A 23,704-nucleotide genomic window follows, 5' to 3' on the forward strand; every position below is an offset into this window, starting at 1 on the left:
AGGGTTTGGTCCGCATAAACATCCAAACCCCTGCCCGCGGCCGGGGCGGCGACCGACCAGCGAGACGGACGGCCGTGGCCGACCAAACGCGGGCCGAGACTCTCGGGAAGGCGCTACGTGAGTCCCAACGGCTCCGACCGCTCGTCGCGGCGCCCGATGCGGCGGAAGCTGCCGCAGGTGCTGACTGCGGGCCTGATCCTGGCGACAGCCACCGGCTGCTCGTACAACTGGGAAGACTTCCCCCGCCTTGGCATGCCCACCCCCGTCACGGAAGAGGCGCCTCGGATCCTCTCCCTGTGGCAGGGCTCCTGGGCCGCCGCGCTCCTCACCGGCATCCTGGTGTGGGGCCTCATCCTGTGGGCGACCATCTTCCACCGGCGCAGCAGGACCAAGGTCGAGGTACCTCCGCAGACCCGCTACAACATGCCCATCGAGGCGCTGTACACGGTCACCCCCCTCATCATCGTCTCGGTGCTCTTCTACTTCACCGCGCGCGACGAGTCGAAGCTCCTCGAGCTCTCCCCGAAGCCGGCCCACACCATCAACGTGGTCGGCTACCAGTGGAGCTGGGGCTTCAACTACATCGAGGACGTCCCCGGCGTCGAGGGTGACGCGAAGAAGGACGAGAACCTCGCGTCGATCCCGGACAAGTACCTGGACGCGTTCCCGGCCAACGCGGGCGGCGTCTACGACGCCGGCATCCCCGGTGACCGGAACCCGCAGACCGGCAACCCGGGCCCGACCCTGTGGCTGCCGAAGGGCGAGAAGGTCCGGTTCGTCCTGACCTCGCGTGACGTCATCCACTCCTTCTGGGTGGTGCCGTTCCTCTTCAAGCAGGACGTCATCCCGGGCCACACCAACGTCTTCGAGGTGACCCCGACCCAGGAGGGCACCTTCCTCGGCAAGTGCGCCGAGCTGTGCGGTGTCGACCACTCCCGGATGCTCTTCAACGTCAAGGTGGTCTCCCCGGAGCGCTACCAGGCGCACCTGAAGGAGCTGGCTGAGAAGGGCCAGACCGGCTACATTCCGTCCGGCATCGAGCAGACGGACCCGGCCAGGAACGCGGAGAAGAACCAACTGTGAGCATCCCCAACGAAACCAAGGGTGCCGCGGCTGAGGACTCGTACGAGAACGAGCTGCCCGTCCGCCGCAAGCAGCCCGGCAATGTGGTGGTGAAGTGGCTGACCACCACCGACCACAAGACCATCGGTACGATGTACCTGGTCACCTCGTTCGTGTTCTTCATCATCGGCGGCCTGATGGCGCTCTTCATGCGCGCCGAGCTGGCCCGTCCGGGCACGCAGATCATGTCGAACGAGCAGTTCAACCAGGCGTTCACGATGCACGGCACGATCATGCTGCTGATGTTCGCGACGCCGCTGTTCGCCGGTTTCGCCAACTGGATCATGCCGCTGCAGATCGGCGCGCCCGACGTGGCGTTCCCGCGGCTGAACATGTTCGCGTACTGGCTGTACCTCTTCGGCTCGATCATCGCGGTGGCCGGCTTCCTCACCCCGCAGGGTGCGGCCGACTTCGGCTGGTTCGCCTACTCCCCGCTGTCGGACGCCGTCCGCTCGCCGGGTGTCGGCGCCGACATGTGGATCATGGGTCTGGCCTTCTCCGGCTTCGGCACGATCCTCGGCTCGGTCAACTTCATCACCACGATCATCTGCATGCGCGCTCCGGGCATGACGATGTTCCGCATGCCGATCTTCACCTGGAACGTGCTGCTGACCGGTGTCCTGGTCCTGCTCGCCTTCCCGGTCCTGGCGGCGGCGCTCTTCGCCCTGGAGGCGGACCGCAAGTTCGGTGCCCACGTCTTCGACGCGGCCAACGGCGGCGCACTGCTCTGGCAGCACCTCTTCTGGTTCTTCGGACACCCAGAGGTGTACATCATCGCCCTGCCGTTCTTCGGCATCATCTCCGAGGTCATCCCGGTCTTCAGCCGTAAGCCGATGTTCGGCTACATCGGTCTGGTGGCCGCGACCATCGCGATCGCCGGTCTGTCCGTGACCGTGTGGGCGCACCACATGTACGTCACCGGTGGCGTGCTCCTCCCGTTCTTCTCCTTCATGACGTTCCTCATCGCCGTACCGACCGGCGTGAAGTTCTTCAACTGGATCGGAACGATGTGGAAGGGCTCGCTGTCCTTCGAGACCCCGATGCTCTGGGCCGTCGGCTTCCTGATCACCTTCACCTTCGGTGGTCTGACCGGCGTCATCCTGGCCTCGCCCCCGATGGACTTCCACGTCTCCGACTCGTACTTCGTCGTGGCGCACTTCCACTACGTCATCTTCGGCACCGTCGTCTTCGCGATGTTCTCCGGCTTCCACTTCTGGTGGCCGAAGTTCACCGGCAAGATGCTCGACGAGCGCCTCGGCAAGATCACGTTCTGGACGCTGTTCGTGGGCTTCCACGGCACCTTCCTGGTGCAGCACTGGCTCGGTGCCGAGGGCATGCCGCGTCGTTACGCGGACTACCTGGACGCCGACGGCTTCACCGCGCTGAACACGATCTCGACGATCTCGTCGTTCCTGCTCGGCCTGTCGATGCTGCCGTTCTTCTACAACGTGTGGAAGACCGCCAAGTACGGCAAGAAGATCGAGGTCGACGACCCGTGGGGCTACGGCCGTTCGCTCGAGTGGGCGACGTCCTGCCCGCCGCCGCGGCACAACTTCCTCACCCTGCCGCGGATCCGTTCCGAATCCCCGGCGTTCGACCTGCACCACCCTGAGATCGCGGCTGTCGACCAGCTGGAGAACAAGCCGCACGAGGCCGCGGCCCTCACGGGCAGCAAGGAGGCCGGCAAGTGAAGATCCAGGGCAAGATGTTCATCTGGCTGAGCGTCTTCATCCTTGCCATGGCGATCCTGTACGGCGTCTGGTCCAAGGAGCCGGTCGGCACGACGGCGCTCTTCCTGGCCTTCGGCCTGGCCATCATGATCGGCTACTACCTGGCCTTCACGGCCAAGCGGGTCGACGCGATGGCGCAGGACGACAAGGAGGCCGACGTCGCGGACGAGGCCGGCGAGGTGGGCTTCTTCGCCCCCCACAGCTGGCAGCCGCTCTCGCTGGCCCTCGGCGGTGCCCTCGCGTTCCTCTCGATCGCGATGGGCTGGTGGATCATGTACTTCTCCGCCCCGCTGATCCTCGTCGGCATCTGGGGCTGGGTCTTCGAGTTCTACCGCGGTGAGAACCAGAACCAGTAGCAGGACCCCGTAACACCCCGAGGGGCCCGGTCACTTCGTACGCGAAGCGGCCGGGCCCCTCTTTTGCCGCGCTCGGCGCGCCCGCGCGCGGAACAGTCCTTAGCGTGAGGTCATGAACGACACGCCGCGCATTCGGACTGTTCTGAGCTGCACCCTGCTGGCCCTCACCGTCACCGCGGGCGCGACGGCGTGCGCGGGCCCGGACGGGCACCCGCTGTCGGCGAGCCCGTACGACGCGGCCGACCAGATCGCCTTCGCGGCCGCCGACGGCACCCGGCTGGACCCCGCGAAGCCGCTGGAGATCACCGCCAAGGGCGACGACGGGCGGATCACCGACGTCACCGCCACCGACGCGGCCGGCCGGCACCTGGCGGGCGAACTGACCGCGGACGGGCGCACCTGGCGCTCCACGGGCTCCCTGGCCGCCGGCACCCGTTACACCGTCAGAGTGGCGACGGAGGACGAGGACGGGGCCCCTGGCGCCCGTACGTACACGTTCGAGACGGCCCCGGCCAAAAGGGCCCTGACCGTCACCTTCGGGCCGGAGGCGGGCACGTACGGCGTCGGGCAGCCGATCACCGCCGACCTCAGCCTCCCGGTGAAGGACCGGGCCGCGCGCGCCGTCGTCGAACGGGCCCTCAAGGTCCGCTCCACGCCCGCCGTCGAGGGCTCCTGGTACTGGGTGGACGACAAGAAGCTGCACTTCCGGCCCAAGGAGTACTGGCCGGCCGGCACGCTCGTCTCCGTCACCGGCAACCTGGACGGCCTCCGCGTCGGCGACAAGCTCTACGGCGGCCCGTCCAAGCCGCTCCGGCTGAAGATCGGCGACCGGATCGAGGCCGTCGCGGACGCGGAGACCCACTACATGACGGTGCGGCGGAACGGAGAAGTGATCAACACCATTCCGGTGACCACCGGGAAACCGGGCTTCTCCACCCGTAACGGGATCAAGGTGGTGCTCGGCAAGGAGTACTACGTCCGGATGCGCGGCACCAGCATCGGCATCTCCGAGGGCAGCTCGGAGTCGTACGACCTGCCGGTGTACTACGCCACCCGGGTCACCTGGAGCGGCGAGTACGTGCACGCCGCCCCCTGGTCCGTCGGCTCCCAGGGCGTCGCCAACGTCAGCCACGGCTGCGTGGGCATGTCCACCGGCAACGCCGCCTGGTTCTACGAGACCGTCCGCCCCGGCGACATCGTGAAGACCGTCAACAGCTACGGCGACATGATGGACACCTTCGGCAACGGCTTCGGCGACTGGAACCTGTCCTGGGACAAGTGGCGCCGGGGCAGCGCCCTGGTGGCCGAGAAGGGCGACCCCACGGCCACCGAAGACGCCAAAGCCCGCCTCCGGCCGTCTCTTTAGAGGGCTCGGTTCGCCTCCGGGGCGCTCGGTGACGGTGTCGGGACGACGACCGTGCTCGGCCCTCCTTCGTCGGGCCTGCGCGCGCTCGCCGTCTCGACGCCGTCGCGCCCCTTCGGCTCACTCGCCCGGCGCTGCAGCCCCCGCAGGGCTACGCGTCGATCGACAGCCGCGCGCGCAGCAGGGTCGCCAGGGACGCCGCGAACTCGACCGGTTCCACCGGAAGGGTGACCGCGGCGTCCGCGCGGCTCCAGGTGGCCAGCCAGGCGTCCTGCGGGCGGCCGATCAGCAGCAGCACCGGCGGGCAGCGGAAGATCTCGTCCTTGATCTGCCGGCAGACGCCCATGCCGCCCGCCGGGACGGCCTCGCCGTCCAGCACGCAGACGTCGATTCCGCCCTCGTCGAGCCGCTTCAGCACGGCCGGGAGCGTGGCGCACTCCACGAACTCCACCGGGGGCACGTCCGCCGCGGGCCGCCGCCCGGCGGCGAGCCGGACCTGCTCCCGGGTGTTCGCGTCGTCGCTGTAGACCAGGACCGTGGCACTCGACTGCATCGTTCCTCCGTCCGGAAGGCGGGCCGGTCGTCCTCGACCGGTGCGCGGGATGCTACTCCGCTCCACACCCCGTCAACACCCGTTCAACACCTGTTCGAAGGGTGCCGGGAGGGCCTGGTGATGGGCCGTTCGGGCAGGACACACCCCTCTGACACTCCGAACGGCACCCCCCGGAGTGAGGGCGGGATAAGCGACCGACATAATGTCGGTCGTGGCGACAGTAACGACAGTAGAAACCGGGCACGCGCACCCGTCGGTCAATCGACCGAACCTCACCAGCGTCGGAACCATCATCTGGCTGAGTTCCGAGCTGATGTTCTTCGCGGCCCTCTTCGCGATGTACTTCACCCTGCGATCGGTGACCGGTCCCGACTTCTGGGCAGAAAAGGCCGCGGCCTTGAACTTCCCGTTCTCGGCGACCAACACCACGATCCTGGTGCTCTCCTCCCTGACCTGCCAGCTCGGCGTCTTCGCCGCCGAGCGGGGCGACGTGAAGAAGCTCCGGACGTGGTTCATCATCACGTTCGTGATGGGTGCGATCTTCATCGGCGGCCAGGTCCTGGAGTACACCGAGCTGGTCAAGCACGAGGGCCTCTCGCTCTCGTCGGACCCCTACGGCACGGTGTTCTACCTGACCACCGGCTTCCACGGCCTGCACGTGACGGGCGGTCTCATCGCCTTCCTGCTGGTCCTCGGCCGGACGTACGCCGCCAAGAGGTTCACTCACGAGCAGGCAACCGCCGCCATCGTCGTGTCCTACTACTGGCACTTCGTCGATGTCGTCTGGATCGGCCTCTTCGCCACGATCTACATGATCAAGTAGTCGGTCACCGCCCATCGCGGCGGACCGACATCCAGCAAGCATCGACGCAGAAGATCCTGACACCGGGGTAATCCGTGAAAAAGCTCTCCGCACGACGACGCCATCCGCTGGCGGCGGTCGTCGTCCTACTTCTCGCGCTGGCGGCCACGGGGGGGCTGTACGCCGCGTTCGCGCCCGCGGGCACGGCGAAGGCCGATGAAACCGCCCAGTCCCTCGCCATCGAGGAGGGCAAGAAGCTCTACTCCGTCGGCTGCGCCAGCTGCCACGGAACCGGCGGTCAGGGCACCTCTGACGGCCCGTCCCTGGTCGGCGTCGGCTCCGCGGCCGTCGACTTCCAGGTCGGCACCGGCCGTATGCCGGCGCAGCAGCCGGGTGCCCAGGTCCCGAGGAAGAAGGTCATCTACACGCAGGCTGAGATCGATCAGCTCGCGGCGTACGTCGCCTCCCTCGGTGCCGGCCCGATCACGCCCAAGGAGGGCGAGTACAGCCCCGAGGGCGCCGACATCGCCAAGGGTGGCGAGCTGTTCCGCACCAACTGCGCGCAGTGCCACAACTTCACCGGTGAGGGCGGCGCGCTGACCCACGGCAAGTACGCCCCGCCCCTCGACGGCGTCAGCCCGAAGCACCTCTACGAGGCCATGCAGACCGGCCCGCAGAACATGCCGTCCTTCCCGGACACGACCATGCCGGAGAAGGAGAAGAAGGACATCATCGCGTACGTCCAGGCAGTCAACGGCGACGAGACCCCCAGCCCGGGCGGTCTGGCGCTCGGCGGCCTCGGCCCCGTCTCCGAGGGCCTGTTCGCCTGGGTCTTCGGCCTGGGCGGGCTGATCGCAGTTGCCATCTGGGTCGCGGCCCACACCGCTAAGGCCAAGAAGTCATGAGTACCCAAGAGATTCCTGAAGAGAACCTGCCGGCAGGGCAGGACACCGCGCACGGCGCGGTGAAGGTCGCGGACAACCCGTTCGCCGACCCGGGCCTTCCGCCCCACAAGCCGCGTGTCCAGGACATCGACGAGAAGGCCGCCCGGCGCTCCGAGCGCGCCGTCGCCTTCATGTTCGTGCTGTCGATGCTGGCCACCATCGGCTTCATCGCCTCGTACGTGATCTTCCCGGTCGACAAGATCGTGTACATCTGGCCCTTCGGCCACGTGTCCGCGCTCAACTTCGCGCTCGGCTGGACGCTCGGCCTCGCCCTCTTCTTCATCGGCGCGGGCGCGGTCCACTGGGCCCGCACCCTGATGTCCGACGTCGAGATCGCGGACGAGCGTCACCCGATCGCGGCCTCGCCCGAGGTCAAGGCGAAGGTCATGGCGGACTTCGCGGCCGGTGCCGCCGAGTCCGGCTTCGGCCGCCGCAAGCTCATCCGCAACACGCTCTTCGGCGCGCTGGCCCTGGTGCCGCTCTCCGGCGTGATGCTGCTGCGCGACATGGGTCCGCTGCCCGAGAAGAAGCTCCGCACGACGCTGTGGGCCAAGGGCAAGCTGCTCATCAACATGAACACGCACGAGCCGCTGCGCCCCGAGGACGTCGCCGTCGGTTCGCTGACCTTCGCGATGCCCGAGGGCCTCTCGGAGCACGACCACGACTTCCAGGTGCAGATCGCCAAGGCCGCCCTGATGATCGTCCGCATCCAGCCGGAGGACATCAAGGACAAGCGCGAGCTCGAGTGGTCGCACGACGGCATCGTCGCCTTCTCGAAGATCTGCACCCACGTCGGCTGCCCGATCTCGCTGTACGAGCAGCAGACGCACCACGTGCTCTGCCCGTGCCACCAGTCCACCTTCGACCTGTCCGACGGCGCCCGAGTCATCTTCGGCCCGGCCGGTCACGCCCTCCCGCAGCTGCGGATCGGCGTGAACGACAAGGGCTTCCTCGAAGCGCACGGCGACTTCGACGAGCCCGTCGGTCCCGCATTCTGGGAGCGCGGATGAGCACTGTGACCAACACGCAGAAGAAGGCCCCCGCCGGTGAGCGGGTCGCCGACTGGGCCGACGGCCGCCTGGGGATCTACACGCTGGCCAAGGCCAACATGCGGAAGATCTTCCCGGACCACTGGTCCTTCATGCTGGGCGAGATCTGCCTCTACAGCTTCCTCATCATCATCCTGACGGGCGTCTACCTGACGATGTTCTTCCACCCGTCGATGAACGAGGTGGAGTACGCCGGCCCGTACGTCCCGCTCCAGGGACAGCTGATGTCCGAGGCGTTCAACTCGACCATGCACATCTCCTTCGAGGTGCGCGGTGGTCTGCTCATCCGGCAGATCCACCACTGGGCGGCGCTGATCTTCCTCGCCGGCATGTTCGTGCACATGATGCGCGTCTTCTTCACCGGCGCCTTCCGCAAGCCGCGTGAGATCAACTGGCTGTTCGGCTTCCTGCTGTTCTTCCTGGGCATGTTCACCGGCTTCACCGGTTACTCGCTCCCGGACGACCTGCTCTCCGGCACCGGTGTCCGCTTCATGCAGGGCGCGATCCTGTCGGTGCCGATCGTCGGCACCTACCTGTCGATGTTCCTCTTCGGCGGCGAGTTCCCCGGCGGCGACTTCGTGGCCCGGTTCTACTCGGCGCACGTGCTGCTGCTCCCCGGCATCATGCTGGGCCTGGTGGTCGCGCACCTGATCCTGGTGTTCGTCCACAAGCACACGCACTTCGAGGGCCCCGGCCGGACGAACAAGAACGTCGTCGGCATGCCGCTGCTGCCCGTGTACATGGCGAAGGCCGGAGGCTTCTTCTTCCTGGTCTTCGGTGTCATCGCGATCATCGCGGCGGTCGCCTCGATCAACCCGATCTGGGCGCTCGGCCCGTACCGCCCGGACCAGGTGTCCACCGGCGCCCAGCCCGACTGGTACATGGGCTTCGCCGAGGGTCTGATCCGTGTCATGCCGGGCTGGGAGATCAACCTGTGGGGCCACACGCTGGTCCTCGGCGTGATGATCCCGCTGGCGATCTTCCCGGCGGTCCTCGCGGCCATCGCGGTCTACCCGTTCATCGAGTCCTGGATCACCGGCGACAAGCGCGAGCACCACATCGCGCAGCGCCCGCGCAACGCTCCGACGCGCACCGCCTTCGGTGTCGCCTGGATCACCGCGTACATGATCATGCTCGTCGGTGGTGGAAACGACCTCTGGGCGACCCACTTCCACCTGTCGATCAACTCGATCACCTGGTTCGTGCGGATCTTCTTCTTCGCCGGCCCGGTCATCGCGTTCATCGTCACCAAGCGGATCTGCCTCGGCCTCCAGCGCCGGGACAGGGACAAGGTGCTGCACGGGCGCGAGTCCGGCATCATCAAGCGCCTGCCGCACGGTGAGTTCGTCGAGGTCCACGAGCCGCTCAGCCAGGGCGAGCTGTACAAGCTCACCGCGCACGAGCAGTACGCGCCCGCCGAGCTGCCGCCGGCCGTCGACGAGAACGGCGTCCAGCGGAAGATCGGCGCGATGGAGAAGCTCCGGGTCAAGCTCAACAAGGGCTACTACGGCGACGACAACCAGGTCGCCAAGCCCACCCAGGAGGAGTACAAGGAGATCCAGAGCGGCCACGGCCACCACTGATCCCTCCTGACCTCCTGACGTAGGTCGCCACGGCGAGAGCCCCGTCCATTCGATGGACGGGGCTCTTTGCCGTACCCGGGGATCGCTAGGCTGGACCCCGTGTCCGACCCACGATCATCAGGAGCTGCCATGAGCGCTGTGACCCCCGCTGGAGGACCGACCACGGCGGGCCGCTCCTGGCCCGCCCTCCTGAACGGCCTCCTGGACGGGCGGGACCTGTCCGCCGACGACACGGCCTGGGCGATGGACCTGATCATGAGCGGCGAGGCGACCGACGCCCAGATCGCCGGCTTCATGGTGGCGCTGCGCGCCAAGGGCGAGACCGTCGAGGAGATCAGCGGGCTCGTCCGGACGATGTACGCGCACGCCAACACGATCGAGGTGCCGGGACCGGCCGTCGACATCGTCGGCACCGGCGGCGACGGCGCCAAGACCGTCAACATCTCCACGATGGCCTCGATCGTCGTCGCCGGCACCGGCACCAAGGTCGTCAAGCACGGCAACCGGGCCGCGTCCTCCGCCTCGGGCTCCTCCGACGTCCTGGAGAAGCTCGGCATCAACCTCGGCCTCACCCCGCAGCGGGTCGCCGAGGTCGCCGAGGAGGCCGGCATCACCATCTGCTTCGCGGTGAAGTTCCACCCCTCGCTGCGGCACGTCGCCCCCGCCCGCGGTCAGCTCGGCATCCGCACCACCTTCAACGTGCTCGGCCCGCTCACCAACCCCGCCCGGGTGAAGGCCCAGGCCGTCGGCGTCGCCGACCCGAGGATGGCGCCGATCGTCGCCGGGGTGTTCGCCGAGCGCGGCAACTCCGCCCTGGTCTTCCGCGGCGACGACGGCCTGGACGAGCTGACCATCACCGGCACCTCCCGGGTCTGGGTGGTCCGCGACGGCTCCGTCCGCGAGGAGGTCTTCGACCCGAAGGACGTCGGGATCGCCTACGCGCCCCTGGAGGCGCTGCGCGGCGCCGACGCCTCGTACAACGCCGACGTCGCCCGCCGGCTGCTGGCCGGCGAGACCGGACCGGTACGGGACGCGGTGCTGCTCAACGCGGCGGCGGCGCTCACCGCCCTGGAGCCCGGCGAGGGCACCCTCGCGGAGCAGCTGCGGGCCGGGATGGCGCGGGCCGCCGCGTCGATCGACTCCGGTGCCGCCGCCGCGGCCCTGGACCGCTGGATCGCCGCCAGCAACGCCTGAGGTCCACCGCGCGGCCCGCGCGACCCCGTTCCGGAATGCGGACGGGGTTGCGCGGACCGCGAGCGGTGGCATACGTTCGGCGACAGGTCATGAGTGACAGCCCTCAAGCCCCGGCTGGCTGTCCGGCAACCCTCCGTCCGTGGCGGGGTGCCCCGGGTGAAGACCAGGCCGTGGACAGCAAGGTCCTCGGCAAGCGCGGACCCCTGCGCCATCCCTGGGGTCCTGGTCCTCGAGGGAGCGGTCTCGTGAGCAAGCGAATGCGCTAGGGCCTCCGGCCCCTTCTTCCCACCTCCGTGCGGCCACCCTTCTTCATCAGCGCCGCCCGTCGAGGTCAACACCCGTACGCGGTACGCCGATTCGCGCTGCCTCCTGCGGGTCCACTCACGCCACTCGCCTCGCCCCGCCGGGAGATACCGCCATGTCCGCACGCCCGAACGCCGCCGCCACCGCCGTCGAGACCGCCGTCGAGACCGCCCCCGCCGCCGACTCCGACGCCTGCTGCACCGGCCCGCTGCCCGTCCTCGGCCGCGACGTCACCGTCCCGCTCGTCACCGGCGGCGAGGTCACCTACGCGGCCCTCGACTACGCCGCCAGCGCCCCCGCCCTCCAGCGGGTCTGGGACGACGTGGCCGCCTACGCCCCGTACTACGGCAGCGTCCACCGCGGCGCCGGCTACCTCTCCCAGCTCTCCACCGACCTCTTCGAGCAGAGCCGCGCCACCGTCGCCGCCTTCCTCGACTGCCGCGACGGCGACCAGGTCGTCTTCACCCGCTCCACCACCGACTCGCTCAACCTGCTCGCCCAGGCGGTCCCCGCCGACTGCCAGGTCTTCGTCTTCGAGACCGAGCACCACGCCTCCCTGCTGCCCTGGCGGGACGCCCGGGTGACGTACCTCGACGCGCCCCGCACCCCGGCGCAGGCCGTCGAGACCCTGGAGCGGGCCCTCGCCGACCGCGAGCCCCACGGCCCGGCCCTGGTCTGCGTCACCGGCGCCTCCAACGTCACCGGCGAGCTGTGGCCGGTGCGCGAACTGGCCGCCGCCGCCCACGCGCACGGCGCCCGGATCGTCCTCGACGCCGCCCAGCTCGCCCCGCACCACCCGGTGTCGGTGAAGGACCTGGACGTGGACTGGGTCGCCTTCTCCGGGCACAAGCTGTACGCGCCCTTCGGCTCCGGCGTCCTCGCCGGCCGCGCCGACTGGCTCCAGGCCGCCGAGCCCTACCTGGCCGGCGGCGGTGCCTCCCGTACGGTGGCCCGGCGCGTCAGCGGGGAGGGAGCCGGCGGCGTGGACGTCGAGTGGCACACCACCGCGGCCCGCCACGAGGCCGGCTCCCCGAACGTCATCGGGGTCTACTCCATCGCCTCCGCCTGCAAGGCGCTCACCGAGGCCGGCTTCGACACGCTCGTCGCCCGCGAGCGGTACCTGATCGAGAAGGTCCGGGAGGGCCTCGCGGCCGTGCCCGAGGTGAAGGTGCTCTCCCTGTTCGGGGACGACGCCCCGCGCGTCGGCGTCATCTCCTTCGTCGTCGACGGCTGGAACAGCTCCCACTTCGCCGCCGCCCTCTCCGCCGAGTACGGCATCGGCGTCCGCGACGGCCTCTTCTGCGCCCACCCGCTGGTCCGCACCCTGCTCGGCTCGGACGCCCAGGACCCGGGCGAGTGCGGCGCGCCCGAGGCGAAGCCGGGGGAGCGGTCCCTCAACGCCATCCGGGTGAGCTTCGGCGCCGGTACGCCGGACGAGCACGTCGAGCGGTTCGTCGGCGCCGTGAAGGAGCTCGTCCGCGACGGAGCCCAGTGGAAGTACCGCACCGAGGACGGCCGCTGCGTCCCCGACCGCGGCTGATCGCTCACTCGTACGGGTGAAGGGGCCTCCCGGTCGGGAGGCCCCTTCACCCATGCCGCGCGTCCGGGCTCAGGACTCCAGACCGATGGCGAAGGCCGCCTCCAGGTCGTGCTGCGAGTAGGTGCGGAAGGCGACGTGCGTGTCCGTGGCCTCGACGCCCGGGATCTTGCTGATCCGGCCGGGGATGACCTCCGCCAGGTCGTCGTGGCGCGGCACCCGGACCATCGCGATGAGGTCGTACGTACCGGTCACCGAGAAGACCTCGCTGACGTTGTCGAGCGCGGCGATCGACTCCGCGATCTCGGGGATGCGGTCCACGCTGGTCTTGATGAGGACGATCGCGGTGATCACGGCTGGCTGTCTCCCTCGGTCGCCGCTGCTGGGGTTTTCACTCTATCCCCACCCCGGAACCGCACCCAGGCGTAGAGGAAGCCGACCGAGAAGCCCACGACGTGGGCCAGATAGGCGACCCCCGGGCCCGCGCCCGCGGCCCGCGCGGCCATCCACTGGAGCGTGAACCAGAAGACCAGCACCGCCCAGGCCGGGAAGCGCAGCGGCAGGAAGAAGAGGAAGGGGAAGAGGCTGGTCACCCGGGAGCGGGGGAAGAGGAAGAGGAAGGCCCCGAGCACCGCGGAGATCGCCCCCGAGGCGCCGACCAGGGTCTGCTCGCTGTCCGCGTGCGCCATGGCGTACCCGAGCAGGGCCACGTAGCCGGTGCCCAGGTAGAAGAGGGCGAACTCGACGTGCCCCATCCGCTCCTCCGCCATCGCCCCGAAGACCCAGAGGAAGAGCATGTTGCCGAGCAGATGGAGCCAGCCGCCGTGCACGAAGAGGGCGGTGAAGGGGGTGAGCAGGGCGCCCGGATCGCCCCGCATGAGCTCGGCCGGCACCACCCCCCACCGCCGGAAGTACGCGCTCTGCGCCGCGAGCACCTCGTCCCCGGTGCCGTACACCGGGTTCAGTCCGGAGACCGGGCTGACAATGAAGAGGAGACAGCAGGCGGCGATCAGTGCGTAGGTCACCGCGGGTCCGGTACGGACGCCCCGGCAGGCGCCCAGGGCCGTGCCTCGCCAGTCGATCATGGACAGATCATGGCCCAGAAGGGACGAAGTGGACAGAGTGCCTCGCCGGGCCGGGCGCCCTCCGGTGAGGCCGTAGGGTTACGGGATCGAGCACCGCAGTCCGACGGCGCACCGCGGCTCCCGTACCTGGTACACCACGACAGGAAGAAGGACGGCAACCATGACGACGGTTCCCCTGCCGACCGACGAGACCCGCTGGCGCTGCACCCTCTGCGGCAACCTGACCCGCTTCGACGTGACGCGCTCCTCCAAGGTCGTCGAGTACGTCCATCTGGACCTGGCCGGGGAGCCCAAGGTCGAGGAGCGCGAGGTGCTCAGTGAGACCATCGAGTCGGTCCGCTGCCGCTGGTGCAACGCGGTGGACCAGATCGAACTCGTGGACAAGCCGGGCGTCGAGTCCTGACGGACGGCGCCGACGACAGTAGGGGTGACGGATCGTGGAGCAGTCCGCGCACGGTGACGAACCGGCCGGCGCGGCGGGTGACGCTGCCGAGACGCTCGACCATCCCCTGCCGGAGGGGGTACGGCGGCGGGTGATCGCGCTGGTCGCCGACGCCTTCGGCGGCCTGACCGTCGCCGAGCTGCCCGCCCCCCTGCGTCAGTACGCCCGCTTCACCGCCAGCCGGCGTGCCAAGTTCGCGGGCAACGCGATGGCCGCCGCGCTGGAGGGCGATCCGCTCTTCCGGCAGCGGATCGGCGAGCGGTTCCGGCAGACCCAGCCCGAGCTGGCCGAGGCCGTCGAGACCGGCACCCCGCCCGCCGCCGCCGACCCCGTCGACGTGGCCGCGGCGGCGTACGTGCTCCGCCCCCCGGGCTGGGTCAAGCTGGTGGCCGCCGCCGGCGAGGAGGTCCAGCGGGCCGACGCCGAACGCGCCGACGAGGCGGGCCGGCGCGAGCTGGAGCGGCTCCGCGAGGAGCTTGCCGCCGCCCGGGAACGGACCCGGGGCGAGACCGAGCAGCTCCGGCACGACCTGGAGGCCGCCCGCAAGGAAGCCGAATCGCTTCACCGCAAGCTGCGCAGCGCGCAGAGCGACGTGAAGCGGGGCGAGGCCGCGCTGCGCCGCGTCCAGGCGGAGAGCGAGGCCGCCCGCGCGGAGTCGGCGGCGCAGGTGTCCGCCGCGGAGAGCGAGGCGCGGCGGCTCAGGGCCCGGCTCGGCGAGGTCGAGGCGGCCCTGGAGGCGAGCCGCCGGGCGGCCCGCGAGGGGCGTTCGGTGGAGGACATGCGGCTGCGGCTGCTGCTCGACACCGTCCTCGACGCGGCCCAGGGGCTGCGGCGCGAACTGGCCCTGCCGCCGGTGTCGGTGCACCCCGCGGACACCGTGGACGCCGTGGAGCCGGGGCGGATGTCGCCGAAGGACATCGCGACCCGCGCGCTGTCGGAGACCGATCCTGCCCTGCTGGACCAGCTGTTGACGCTGCCGCAGACCCATCTCGTCGTCGACGGCTACAACGTCACCAAGACCGGCTACCCGACGATGCCGCTGGAGAAGCAGCGGCTGCGGCTGCTGGGCGGGCTCTCCGCGCTCGCGGCCCGCTCGGGCGCCGAGGTCACCTGTGTCTTCGACGGGGCCGAGCTGGCCGCGCCGGTGCTGCTCGCGCCGCCGCGCGGGGTGCGGGTGCTCTTCTCCAAGCCCGGTGTCACGGCCGACGAGTTGATCCGTCAGCTGGTCCGGGCGGAGCCGCCGGGCCGGCCGGTCGTGGTGGTCTCCACCGACCGCGAGGTCGCGGACGGCGTCGCCAAGGCCGGTGCGCGGCCGGTGGCGTCGGCTCTGCTCCTCAAGCGCCTTTCGCGGCTCTCGTAACGACTCGCCCGGGTCGCAACTCTTGGGTTCTATGCCCGATTTATGGATGGCGCACCGTCAAGTGCCCGTCACCGGCAGTGCGATGCGTGTAAATAAAGTGGTGCGTGGGCGAGATTTTTGCCATCGGGATTTGAACTGATCACAACTTGGTCACTAGGGTCGAGCCTCGAACCTTCGCGCGGTTGATCACCCACCCGGGCGATCCGTGGAGGAACCGCCTGCCCCTGACCGGCCGGGCGGCTCGAGGAAGAAGGAGCTCGCCTTCGTGGCGTCCCACCGTCGACCCAAGCAGCCGAGCCGCACCCGTGTGACCGTGCTCACCGCGACCGCGGCCGCCGCCGTCGCGCTCTCCGCCCAGACCGGAGCCCAGGCGGCCCCCAAGCCGAAGATCGACGAGGTCAAGTCGAAGGTCGACAAGCTCTACCATGAGGCCGAAGAGGCCACGGAGCAGCACAGCCTGGCCGAGGAGCGCCGCGGCAAGCTGCAGAAGGAGATCGGCCAGATCCAGGACCGGGTGGCGCGTGGTCAGCAGGAGCTGAACACCCTCCGGGACCAGATCGGTTCGGTCGCCAGCGCCCAGTACCGGTCCGGCGGCATCGACCCGGCGCTCCAGCTCTTCCTCTCCTCGGACCCGGACGACTACCTCGACAAGGCGTCCGCGATCGGTCGGGTCACCGACCAGCAGGCCGACGTCCTCGCCACCATCCAGGACAAGCAGCGCGCCCTCGCCCAGGAGCGCGCCGAGGCGACCGCGAAGCTCGCCGACCTGGAGGACGTCCGCAAGACCCTCGGCGAGAAGAAGAAGAAGATCCAGGGCAAGCTCGCCGAGGCCCGCAAGCTGCTCAACACGCTCACCGCCGCGGAGCGCGCCCGCATCCAGCAGCAGGAGCAGGCCGAGGCCGAGCGCGCCTCCCGCGCCGCCGCCCCCCGCCTCGACCTCGGCAACGAGGCCCCGGCCAGCGGCCTGGGCGCCGCGGCCCTCTCCGCCGCCGCCACCCAGGTCGGCAAGCCGTACGTCTCCGGCGCCGAGGGCCCCAACGCGTACGACTGCTCCGGTCTGACCATGTGGGCCTACCGCCAGGCCGGCGCCACGCTGACCCGCACCACGTACACCCAGCAGAACGACGGCGTGAAGATCGGCCGCAGCCAGCTCCGGCCGGGCGACCTGGTCTTCTTCAACGGCCTGTCGCACGTCGGCCTGTACGCGGGCAACAACACGATCCTGCACGCCCCGAAGCCGGGCGCCGTGGTCCGCTACGAGTCGATGAACTACATGGGCACGTTCCAGTTCGGTGTCCGCGTCGGCGGCTGACCCGCCCGGCCATGCCGCCCGAACGGGTGGTTCGCCGCACCCCGAGCTGACCTGACGCCCCGCCGGTGACCTTGTGATCTCCGGCGGGGCGTCATTTTGTGTGCCCGGTGGCTTCGTTGGACGCGACCGGGGGAGCGGCTACTGTCTGCGGCGCCAGTCCGCACGAGCCGAACGGAGAGCGCGAGCCGTGGCCTCCCACCGCCGACCCGCCCGGGTCACCGTCCTGACCGCAGCCGCCGCGGCCACCGCGGCGGCCTCCTTCGGCGCCGTCCCCGCGACCGCCGACCCGGGCGCCGGCACCGAGGCCACCCGCGCCAAGGTCGACCGCCTCTACGAGGAGGCCGAACGCGCCGCCGAGGGCTACAACCAGGCGGACGAGAAGGCCGACGCCCTGCGCCGCAAGGTCGCCCAGGCCCAGGACAGCCTGGCCCGCGGCCAGGAGCGCATCAACCGGATGCGGGGCGCGCTCGGCGCGCTGGCCGGCGCCCAGTACCGCTCCGGCGGCCTCGACCCCACCCTCGTCCTGCTGCTCTCCTCCGACCCGGACAGCTACCTCGACCGGGCGTCCGCCCTCGACCGGGTCACCGCGCGGCAGAGCGCCGCCCTCACCGAGCTGCAGCGGGAGCGCCGCCGGCTCGACCAGGAGCGCGCCGAGGCCCGTACCGCCCTCGGCGAACTGGAGCGCAGCCGCGCCGAGGTGGCCCGCCACAAGCGGTCGGTGGAGCGGAAGCTCGCCGAGGCCCGCCGGGTCCTCGCCTCGCTCACCGCCGCCGAGCGCGCCGACTACGAGCGGGCGTCCCGCTCCGGCGGACGCGCCGCGGGCCCCGGCGAGGAGCTGCCGCCGGCCGCCGACCTCGGCCCGGCCGACTCGCGCGGCGCCGCCGCCGTGATGGCCGCCCGCAGCGCCGTCGGCAAGCCGTACGTCTGGGGCGCGACCGGCCCCTCGGCCTTCGACTGCTCGGGGCTGATGGTCTGGTCGTACCAGCAGGCTGGGATCAGCCTGCCGCGCACCTCGGCCGCCCAGCGGTACGCCGGCCGGCAGGTGCCGCTCTCGCAGGCGCAGCCCGGCGACCTCGTCACCTACCGCGGCGACGCCAGCCACGTCGGCATCTACGCCGGAAACGGGCAGGTCATCCACGCCCCCTACCCGGGCGCGCGGGTCCGCTACGACCCGGTGAACATGATGTCCCACGTGACGGTGACCCGGCTCTGACCCCGGCCGCCCCGCCGCTCCGGGAGGCGTGACCCCGTCACCCTTCCGTACGATCGGGGGCGTGGTGGAACAGGGGTGCGGCGCACGACGGCCGGGGGGAGCGCTGCTCGTCCTGCTCCTCGCCCTCGCCGCGCTCGTCGGCTGCTCCACCGCCGCCCGGCCCGCCGACCCGGCCCTCCGCGAGGTCCAGGCCCTGCTCGACCGGCACGCCGAGGCCCTCCTCGACCGCGACGAGACCGCCTGGCTCGCCGCCGCGGACCCCGCCCACCGGGCGGCGGCCCTGACCGAGTTCCGCCGGCTCGCCGAGGTCCCGCTGGCCGGCTGGAGCTACCGGGTCACCGCGGTCGACCGGACCGGCGAGGGCCGGCTCACCGCCCGGGTCGAGGGCGGCCACCGCATCGAGGGGTACGACCGGGGCCCGCTGGACGCGGACCGGGTCATGGAGCTGGTGGAGCGGGACGGGCGCTGGTACGTGACCGGGGAGCGGCCCGCCGAGGGCGCCCCGGTGCGGCTCTGGGAGCAGGGCCCGGTCGCCGCGGTGCGCGGCGACCGCTCGCTGGTGCTCGGCGTCGGCCAGGACCGGGACCGGCTGGCCGAGATCGCCCGGCTCGCCGACCGGGCGGTGCCCGCCGTCGACGCGGTGTGGAGCGAGGAGTGGCCGGGCCGGGTGCTCGTCCTGGTGCCGGCCTCCCTGGACGCGATGGGCGGACTGCTCGCGGTGGACGGCTCCCAGTACCGGGGGATAGCGGCCGTCACCACCGGTGAGACGGAGCGCCGGGCCACCTCGCCGGCGGACCGGGTGATCGTCAATCCGGAGGCGTACGGGGTGCTGGGCGACTTCGGCCGGGAGCTGATCCTCACCCACGAGACCGTCCATGTCGCCACCCGCGCCCACACCACGCCGTCCACCCCGGTCTGGCTCTCCGAGGGCTTCGCCGACTGGACCGCCTACCGGGGCTCCGGCCGGACGCCCGCCCAGGGCGCCCCCGAGCTGCGGCGGGCGGTGCGGGCCGGGGAGCTGCCGGCCGCCCTGCCGGAGGACGCCGACTTCGGCTTCTCCGGCGACTCCGAGGCGCTGGCCCGGGCCTACGAGACCGGCTGGCTGGTCTGCGCGATGATCGCCGACCGCTGGGGCGAGGAGCGGCTCACCGGCTTCTACCGGGAGGTGGGCGCCCATCCGGGCCGGGACGGCGCGGTGGAGAGCGCCCTGCGGAAGGTGCTGGACACGAGCCCGGAGGAGTTCACCGCGGCCTGGCGGGCCTCTCTGCGGGATCAGCTCGGCTGAGTCCCGGCCGCGCGGGCATCGAGCTCGGCGAGGGCCTCGGCGAGCCACGCCTTCTCCTCGGTGCCGGTCGCGCGGGCGATGCGGAGCATGCCGCGGCGGAAGAGGTCGGGCTCCCGCTCGACGGTGGCCGGGGCGCCGTCCTCGTAGAAGAAGCTGGCCGGGGTCAGCAGGAAGTCCTGCCGGCGGCGCAGGACGGCGGCCTGCTCGGCCGGGTCCGGGAGCAGGCCCAGGAAGGTCAGCACGGTGAAGAAGCGCTGGCCGTCGGTGATCTCGGCGTCCTTGGGGGAGCGGAGCCGGGCGAGCAGCGCGGCGCGGCCCCCGGGGGTGAGCGAGAGGGTGCGGCGGGGGGCGGCGCTGGTGCCGGGCTCGGTGCGGCTCTCCACCAGGCCCTTGTCGACCAGGCGGTTGATCGCCGGGTAGAGGGCGCCGTCGCTGACCGGGCGGACGTGGCCGCTGAGCGCCTGGATGCGCTCCTTCAGCTCGTAGCCGTGCAGGGGTCGCTCGTACAGGAAGCCCAGGATCGACAGTTCCAGCACCGGCCGTCCCCTCCTCGCGCTTGTCCTCGCTCCTCGCCGCATGCTACCTCTTTTCGAGGTGCCTCGAATCGAGGTACATCGTTTCGAGGTGCGTGCTTCGAGGGGGAGCCATGGAAAGTCAGCGGAGCCATCAGCGGGTGCTCGTCCGGCTGGGCGGGCCGGTCTATCTGGAACTGCTCGCCGGGGTCGCCGCCGGGATCGTCAACATGGTCTGGGTCGCCCGGCTCGGCGGGGACGCGGTCGCCGCCGTCGCCCTCGCCGGCAACGTCGAGAACCTGCTGCTCGGCGTCGTCCTCATGGCCGGCTCCGGCACCACCGTGCTCGTCGCCCGGGCCCGCGGCGCCGCCGACCCCGGCGCCGTCCGCACCGCCGTCCGGGGCGGGGCCGCCCTGTGCGCGCTGCTCGTCCCGCCCGTCGCCCTCGGCGGCTGGCTGCTGCGCGAACCGCTGGCCGCCCTCCTCCTCGGCGGGGCGGGCGGGGACGCGTACCACCTCACCGTCGCCTACCTCGCCGTCTCGCTCCCCGGCACCGCCGTCTTCTTCGCCGGGCACGTCGTCGACGGCGTCCTCAAGGGCGCCGGCGACACCCGCACCCCCATGCGGCTCGCCCTCCTCGCCAACGGCCTGATCCTGGTCCTCGACCCGCTCCTCATCCACGCGTACGGGGTGCCGGGCGCCGCCCTCGCCACCCTCCTCGGCCGCACGATCGCCCTCGCCGCCGCCCTGGCCGCACTCCGCCGGAACCCGCTGCTCCGGGCCGCCCGGGCCACCGCGCCCGCCGGGAGCACCGCCGCCGCCCTGCGCCGGACCGCCGCCACCGGCCTGCCGATGGCGGCCGACTTCACCGTCCGGATGGCCGGGGCGCTCGCCCTCGTCGCCGTCGTCGCCCGGCTCGGCGTGGCCGAGACCGCCGCCTACGGCATCGCGACCAAGGGCATGTACGTCGCCACCATGGCCTTCTACGCGGTCCGCCAGGCCGCCGCCATCCACACCGCGCACCTGCTCGGCGCCGGGACGGGCGGGCCCGGGCCCGTCGCCCGCGCCGCCGCCCTGCTCGGGGCGGCGCTCGGCGCGGGCTTCGCCGCGGCGCTCTGGGCCGGCGCGGACGGGGTCATGCTGCTCTTCGGGGCGGAGCCCGGGGTGGCCGCGGCGGGCGCGCTCTTCCTGCGCTGCCTCGCCGGCTACCTGCCGCTCCTGGGCGCGTACATCGCCGCCGCCGGGGTCTTCGAAGGCGCGGGGGCGAGTCCGTACCTGGCCAGGATCACCGTCGCCGGCGTCCTCCTCCAGCTGCCGCTCGCCCTCGCCCTGTCAGGGCTCGGGCTGCCCGGCGTCTGCCTGGCCATGACCCTCGCCATGGCCGCGCAGGGCGGCGCGCTGGCGGTGCTGCACCGCCGTACCGCCCGCGCCGCTCAGACGGAGCCGGTGAGCACCTTCTCGCGCTCCGGCTGACCCTCCGGGACCGGGATGACCGTGCCGGCCTCGGTGACCGTGTGCTTCCACAGGATCCGGCAGGCCATCAGCGTCGCCGCGATCAGCAGGCCGTTGCGCAGGAACAGCACGCCGACGCCCAGCCAGTCGCTCTGCGTCACGTGCGAGAACCAGACCGGGAACTCGAACTGCGTGACCGCGGTCGCCCACAGGATCAGATACGCGGGCGTCCGCATCCGGCTCGACCGGTACACCAGGCAGACCGCCGCGAGACCGACCAGCCAGATCATGTACTGGGGGGAGATCACCCGGCTCGTCGCGGTGAAGAGCAGCACCGCGACGAAGGCCGCGTCCGCCACCGTCGAGGAGGTGAAGCGGCGCGCCTTGAACCGCCACAGCAGCAGCCAGCCGAAGGCGGCCGCCGTCAGCGCCATCGCGCCCTTCGACACCACGGAGACGCCCGGGCCGAGGAACTCGATCGAGCCGTAGTTCATCCGCGCCTCGCCGTCCCAGCCGAAGTGCCGGGCCACGTGGAAGACCATCGCGCCCAGCGACTCCACCTCCGTGCCCCGCTCGCTCTGGAACGAGAGGAACGCCAGCGAGCCCGGCATCCACACCATGCACAGCACCAGCACGCCCACCGCCGTGCCGACCGCCGCCGGCCAGGAGTGCCAGGTCGCCCGGCCCTTCGGGGTGCCCGCGAGGAGCAGCACCGGCCACACCTTCAGCGCCGCGCCGAAACCGGCGAGCGCGCCCAGCACGCGCGGGCTGCGGATGGCGGCGAGCAGCCCCGCCACGGCGACGGCGGTGACCATGATGTCGTAGCGGGCGTACGCGGTCGGGCCCATCAGCGGCACCGCCGCCAGCCACAGCCAGGCGCCCCGCATGGACCGGCCCGGCCGTCCGCCCGTGTGCGCCAGGAGCCCGAAGACCACGGCGTCGCAGAGGAAGGCCAGCACGAAGAACGCGGCCGAGTAGTTCAGGAACGGCAGCAGGACGGGGGAGAGGATCGCGAGCGCGGCGGCCGGCGGGTACTGCCAGGTGACGTCGTCCTGCGGGTACGTGCCGGTCTTCAGGACCTCGTACCAGCTCTGGTAGATCTGCTCCACGTCGCTCGTGACGTCCGGGCCCGGAACCACCACGATCTTGAAGACGCACACCAGGAGGATGATCCTGGTCAGAGCCCACAGGCCGAGCGGGAGACGCAATTCCCGCAGCCGCCCGGCCGTGCGCGAGCCGATCCCCACTGCGCCCGTCATACCTGTCCTGTTCCTGTCCTGTCGGTCCGCTCGCGCGGAGGGGGGTGGTGCCGGGCGTAGGGTGCGATCGCGTGCCATCACGTACTGTCTGTCACGATGCACAAGACCCTGATCGTAACGAACGACTTCCCGCCGCGTCCCGGCGGAATCCAGGCGTTCCTGCACAACATGGCGTTGCGACTGGACCCCGACCGGCTCGTGGTCTACGCCTCCACGTGGAAGCGAGGCCGCGAAGGGGCGGAGGCCACCGCTCTGTTCGACGCCGAACAGCCTTTCACGGTTGTCCGGGACCGCACCACCATGCTGTTGCCCACACCACGGGTCACCGCCCGGGCGACCGCGCTGCTGCGCGAGCACGGCTGTGAGTCGGTCTGGTTCGGCGCCGCCGCACCGCTCGGACTGATGGCCCCCGCGCTCCGCCGGGCCGGTGCGAAGCGGCTGGTCGCCACCACCCACGGGCACGAGGCCGGCTGGGCGCAGCTGCCCGCCGCCCGGCAGCTGCTGCGGCGGATCGGCGAGGGCACGGACACCCTCACGTACCTCGGCGAGTACACCCGCTCCCGGATCGCCTCCGCCCTCACCCCGGCCGCCGCCGGCCGCATGGTGCAGCTGCCGCCCGGCGTCGACGAGAAGACGTTCCACCCCGGCTCCGGCGGCGACGAGGTCCGCGCCCGGCTCGGTCTCACCGACCGCCCGGTCGTGGTCTGCGTCTCCCGGCTCGTCCCGCGCAAGGGCCAGGACACCCTCATCCGCGCCCTGCCCCGGATCCTGCGGAAGGTGCCGGACGCGGTCCTGCTGATCGTCGGCGGCGGCCCGTACGAGAAGGACCTGCGGCGGCTCGCCGCCGAGACCGGCGTCGCCGGCTCGGTCCGCTTCACCGGCGCCGTCCCCTGGTCGGAGCTCCCCGCCCACTACGGCGCCGGCGACGTCTTCGCCATGCCCTGCCGCACCCGCCGCGGCGGCCTCGACGTCGAGGGGCTCGGGATCGTCTACCTGGAGGCGTCCGCGACCGGCCTGCCGGTCGTCGCCGGCGACTCCGGCGGCGCCCCCGACGCCGTCCTCGACGGCGAGACCGGCTGGGTCGTCCGCGGCGAGTCCGCCGAGGACACCGCCGACCGCGTCACCACCCTCCTCCTCGACCCCGGCCTGCGCGCCCGCATGGGCGAGCGCGGCCGCGCCTGGGTGGAGGAGAAGTGGCGCTGGGACCTGCTCGCGGAGCAGCTCCGGGAGCTGCTGTAAGGCATGGGGA

The 23,704-nt window shown here is 71.4% G+C and carries 22 protein-coding genes and 1 riboswitch; of the genes, 17 read left to right on the forward strand and 5 right to left on the reverse strand.

The genetic code is table 11. The features are described from left to right. Positions 1-117 precede the first annotated feature (117 nt). From coxB to IF73_RS0113075, 4 genes are all read left to right on the forward strand, one after another. Positions 118-1,083: a cytochrome c oxidase subunit II gene (coxB, locus tag IF73_RS0113060; RefSeq protein ID WP_031006978.1), complete on the forward strand. Its 966-nt coding sequence runs from the start codon at positions 118-120 to the stop codon at positions 1,081-1,083. Continuing rightward, entirely contained in the window at positions 1,080-2,813 is a 1,734-nt protein-coding gene (gene ctaD / locus IF73_RS0113065; protein ID WP_030497553.1) for a cytochrome c oxidase subunit I, read from the forward strand. Before coxB ends, ctaD begins: the two co-directional genes overlap by 4 nt. Next, positions 2,810-3,208, forward strand: a complete 399-nt coding sequence (locus IF73_RS0113070; protein WP_031006980.1) for a cytochrome c oxidase subunit 4 — start codon at positions 2,810-2,812, stop codon at positions 3,206-3,208. The genes ctaD and IF73_RS0113070 overlap by 4 nt, the downstream gene beginning before the upstream one ends. A gap of 112 nt (positions 3,209-3,320) precedes the next feature. After that, the gene (locus tag IF73_RS0113075) at positions 3,321-4,574 is read left to right on the forward strand and encodes a L,D-transpeptidase (RefSeq protein ID WP_031006982.1); all 1,254 of its coding nucleotides are present in this window, start codon (positions 3,321-3,323) and stop codon (positions 4,572-4,574) included. 148 nt (positions 4,575-4,722) lie between these two features. Here IF73_RS0113075 and IF73_RS0113080 read toward each other — a convergent pair whose 3' ends face one another. Beyond that, a complete protein-coding gene (locus tag IF73_RS0113080; protein ID WP_031006984.1) occupies positions 4,723-5,124 on the reverse strand; it encodes a hypothetical protein in 402 nt (133 codons plus the stop codon). Positions 5,125-5,326: 202 nt separating this feature from the next. On the opposite strand from IF73_RS0113080, the gene IF73_RS0113085 reads away from it, so the two are divergent. The 6 genes from IF73_RS0113085 to IF73_RS0113110 all read left to right on the forward strand — a co-directional run bounded on the left by IF73_RS0113085 (position 5,327) and on the right by IF73_RS0113110 (position 12,539). Then, on the forward strand, positions 5,327-5,947 hold the full coding sequence (locus IF73_RS0113085) for a cytochrome c oxidase subunit 3 (protein WP_031006986.1): 621 nt from the start codon (positions 5,327-5,329) through the stop codon (positions 5,945-5,947). Positions 5,948-6,021: 74 nt separating this feature from the next. Further along, positions 6,022-6,831: a c-type cytochrome gene (locus IF73_RS0113090; protein WP_031006987.1), complete on the forward strand. Its 810-nt coding sequence runs from the start codon at positions 6,022-6,024 to the stop codon at positions 6,829-6,831. Then, positions 6,828-7,880 carry a Rieske 2Fe-2S domain-containing protein gene (locus IF73_RS0113095; RefSeq protein ID WP_031006990.1) on the forward strand — a complete coding sequence of 351 codons (1,053 nt, stop codon included), beginning with the start codon at positions 6,828-6,830 and terminating at the stop codon, positions 7,878-7,880. Before IF73_RS0113090 ends, IF73_RS0113095 begins: the two co-directional genes overlap by 4 nt. Further along, entirely contained in the window at positions 7,877-9,502 is a 1,626-nt protein-coding gene (locus IF73_RS0113100) for a cytochrome b (protein ID WP_031006991.1), read from the forward strand. The genes IF73_RS0113095 and IF73_RS0113100 overlap by 4 nt, the downstream gene beginning before the upstream one ends. Before the next feature lie 129 nt (positions 9,503-9,631). Next, complete coding sequence (trpD, locus tag IF73_RS0113105; RefSeq protein WP_031006992.1) at positions 9,632-10,696, forward strand: anthranilate phosphoribosyltransferase; 1,065 nt, start codon at positions 9,632-9,634, stop codon at positions 10,694-10,696. 85 nt (positions 10,697-10,781) lie between these two features. Further along, positions 10,782-10,898: riboswitch (SAM riboswitch) on the forward strand. A gap of 216 nt (positions 10,899-11,114) precedes the next feature. Continuing rightward, the gene (locus tag IF73_RS0113110) at positions 11,115-12,539 is read left to right on the forward strand and encodes an aminotransferase class V-fold PLP-dependent enzyme (protein WP_031006993.1); all 1,425 of its coding nucleotides are present in this window, start codon (positions 11,115-11,117) and stop codon (positions 12,537-12,539) included. A 69-nt stretch (positions 12,540-12,608) separates the two neighbouring features. Here IF73_RS0113110 and IF73_RS0113115 read toward each other — a convergent pair whose 3' ends face one another. Next, the gene (locus IF73_RS0113115) at positions 12,609-12,890 is read right to left on the reverse strand and encodes an Lrp/AsnC family transcriptional regulator (RefSeq protein WP_031006995.1); all 282 of its coding nucleotides are present in this window, start codon (positions 12,888-12,890) and stop codon (positions 12,609-12,611) included. Continuing rightward, the gene (locus IF73_RS0113120) at positions 12,887-13,621 is read right to left on the reverse strand and encodes a rhomboid family intramembrane serine protease (protein WP_031006996.1); all 735 of its coding nucleotides are present in this window, start codon (positions 13,619-13,621) and stop codon (positions 12,887-12,889) included. Before IF73_RS0113120 ends, IF73_RS0113115 begins: the two co-directional genes overlap by 4 nt. Before the next feature lie 160 nt (positions 13,622-13,781). Here IF73_RS0113120 and IF73_RS0113125 point away from each other — a divergent pair, with 160 nt between their 5' ends. The 5 genes from IF73_RS0113125 to IF73_RS0113145 all read left to right on the forward strand — a co-directional run bounded on the left by IF73_RS0113125 (position 13,782) and on the right by IF73_RS0113145 (position 19,233). Further along, positions 13,782-14,024 carry a hypothetical protein gene (locus IF73_RS0113125; RefSeq protein ID WP_031006997.1) on the forward strand — a complete coding sequence of 81 codons (243 nt, stop codon included), beginning with the start codon at positions 13,782-13,784 and terminating at the stop codon, positions 14,022-14,024. Positions 14,025-14,058: 34 nt separating this feature from the next. Beyond that, positions 14,059-15,423 (forward strand): NYN domain-containing protein, encoded by a 1,365-nt coding sequence (locus IF73_RS0113130; RefSeq protein ID WP_031007000.1) that lies wholly within the window; start codon positions 14,059-14,061, stop codon positions 15,421-15,423. Positions 15,424-15,688: 265 nt separating this feature from the next. Continuing rightward, on the forward strand, positions 15,689-16,735 hold the full coding sequence (locus tag IF73_RS0113135) for a C40 family peptidase (RefSeq protein WP_031007002.1): 1,047 nt from the start codon (positions 15,689-15,691) through the stop codon (positions 16,733-16,735). 187 nt (positions 16,736-16,922) lie between these two features. Beyond that, complete coding sequence (locus tag IF73_RS0113140) at positions 16,923-17,948, forward strand: C40 family peptidase (protein WP_031007005.1); 1,026 nt, start codon at positions 16,923-16,925, stop codon at positions 17,946-17,948. Between the two features lie 61 nt (positions 17,949-18,009). Next, entirely contained in the window at positions 18,010-19,233 is a 1,224-nt protein-coding gene (locus tag IF73_RS0113145; protein ID WP_031007007.1) for a hypothetical protein, read from the forward strand. Here the strand turns inward: IF73_RS0113145 and IF73_RS0113150 are convergent. After that, a complete protein-coding gene (locus IF73_RS0113150; RefSeq protein WP_031007009.1) occupies positions 19,221-19,769 on the reverse strand; it encodes a PadR family transcriptional regulator in 549 nt (182 codons plus the stop codon). The two genes, IF73_RS0113145 and IF73_RS0113150, sit on opposite strands and share 13 nt — an antisense overlap. Before the next feature lie 110 nt (positions 19,770-19,879). Between IF73_RS0113150 and IF73_RS0113155 the strand changes: the two genes are divergently transcribed. Then, a complete protein-coding gene (locus IF73_RS0113155; RefSeq protein WP_051716732.1) occupies positions 19,880-21,217 on the forward strand; it encodes an MATE family efflux transporter in 1,338 nt (445 codons plus the stop codon). Here IF73_RS0113155 and IF73_RS0113160 read toward each other — a convergent pair. Then, positions 21,178-22,455: a glycosyltransferase family 87 protein gene (locus IF73_RS0113160; protein ID WP_031007014.1), complete on the reverse strand. Its 1,278-nt coding sequence runs from the start codon at positions 22,453-22,455 to the stop codon at positions 21,178-21,180. The two genes, IF73_RS0113155 and IF73_RS0113160, sit on opposite strands and share 40 nt — an antisense overlap. Before the next feature lie 96 nt (positions 22,456-22,551). Here IF73_RS0113160 and IF73_RS0113165 point away from each other — a divergent pair, with 96 nt between their 5' ends. Beyond that, on the forward strand, positions 22,552-23,694 hold the full coding sequence (locus IF73_RS0113165) for a glycosyltransferase family 4 protein (RefSeq protein WP_031007016.1): 1,143 nt from the start codon (positions 22,552-22,554) through the stop codon (positions 23,692-23,694). The last annotated feature ends 10 nt before the right edge of the window (positions 23,695-23,704 follow it).

This window comes from Streptomyces sp. NRRL F-5727 (assembly GCF_000719555.1).
Taxonomy (GTDB): domain Bacteria; phylum Actinomycetota; class Actinomycetes; order Streptomycetales; family Streptomycetaceae; genus Streptomyces.

What these genes read in the sequence shown, in the direction of transcription:
- IF73_RS0113075 (WP_031006982.1), top strand. Translation starts at nt 3,321, where the DNA reads ATGAACGACACGCCGCGCATTCGGACTGTTCTGAGCTGCACCCTGCTG.
- IF73_RS0113080 (WP_031006984.1), bottom strand. Translation starts at nt 5,124, where the DNA reads ATGCAGTCGAGTGCCACGGTCCTGGTCTACAGCGACGACGCGAACACC.
- IF73_RS0113085 (WP_031006986.1), top strand. Translation starts at nt 5,327, where the DNA reads ATGTCGGTCGTGGCGACAGTAACGACAGTAGAAACCGGGCACGCGCAC.
- IF73_RS0113095 (WP_031006990.1), top strand. Translation starts at nt 6,828, where the DNA reads ATGAGTACCCAAGAGATTCCTGAAGAGAACCTGCCGGCAGGGCAGGAC.
- IF73_RS0113100 (WP_031006991.1), top strand. Translation starts at nt 7,877, where the DNA reads ATGAGCACTGTGACCAACACGCAGAAGAAGGCCCCCGCCGGTGAGCGG.
- trpD (WP_031006992.1), top strand. Translation starts at nt 9,632, where the DNA reads ATGAGCGCTGTGACCCCCGCTGGAGGACCGACCACGGCGGGCCGCTCC.
- IF73_RS0113110 (WP_031006993.1), top strand. Translation starts at nt 11,115, where the DNA reads ATGTCCGCACGCCCGAACGCCGCCGCCACCGCCGTCGAGACCGCCGTC.
- IF73_RS0113120 (WP_031006996.1), bottom strand. Translation starts at nt 13,621, where the DNA reads ATGATCGACTGGCGAGGCACGGCCCTGGGCGCCTGCCGGGGCGTCCGT.
- IF73_RS0113125 (WP_031006997.1), top strand. Translation starts at nt 13,782, where the DNA reads ATGACGACGGTTCCCCTGCCGACCGACGAGACCCGCTGGCGCTGCACC.
- IF73_RS0113155 (WP_051716732.1), top strand. Translation starts at nt 19,880, where the DNA reads ATGGAAAGTCAGCGGAGCCATCAGCGGGTGCTCGTCCGGCTGGGCGGG.
- IF73_RS0113160 (WP_031007014.1), bottom strand. Translation starts at nt 22,455, where the DNA reads ATGACGGGCGCAGTGGGGATCGGCTCGCGCACGGCCGGGCGGCTGCGG.
- IF73_RS0113165 (WP_031007016.1), top strand. Translation starts at nt 22,552, where the DNA reads ATGCACAAGACCCTGATCGTAACGAACGACTTCCCGCCGCGTCCCGGC.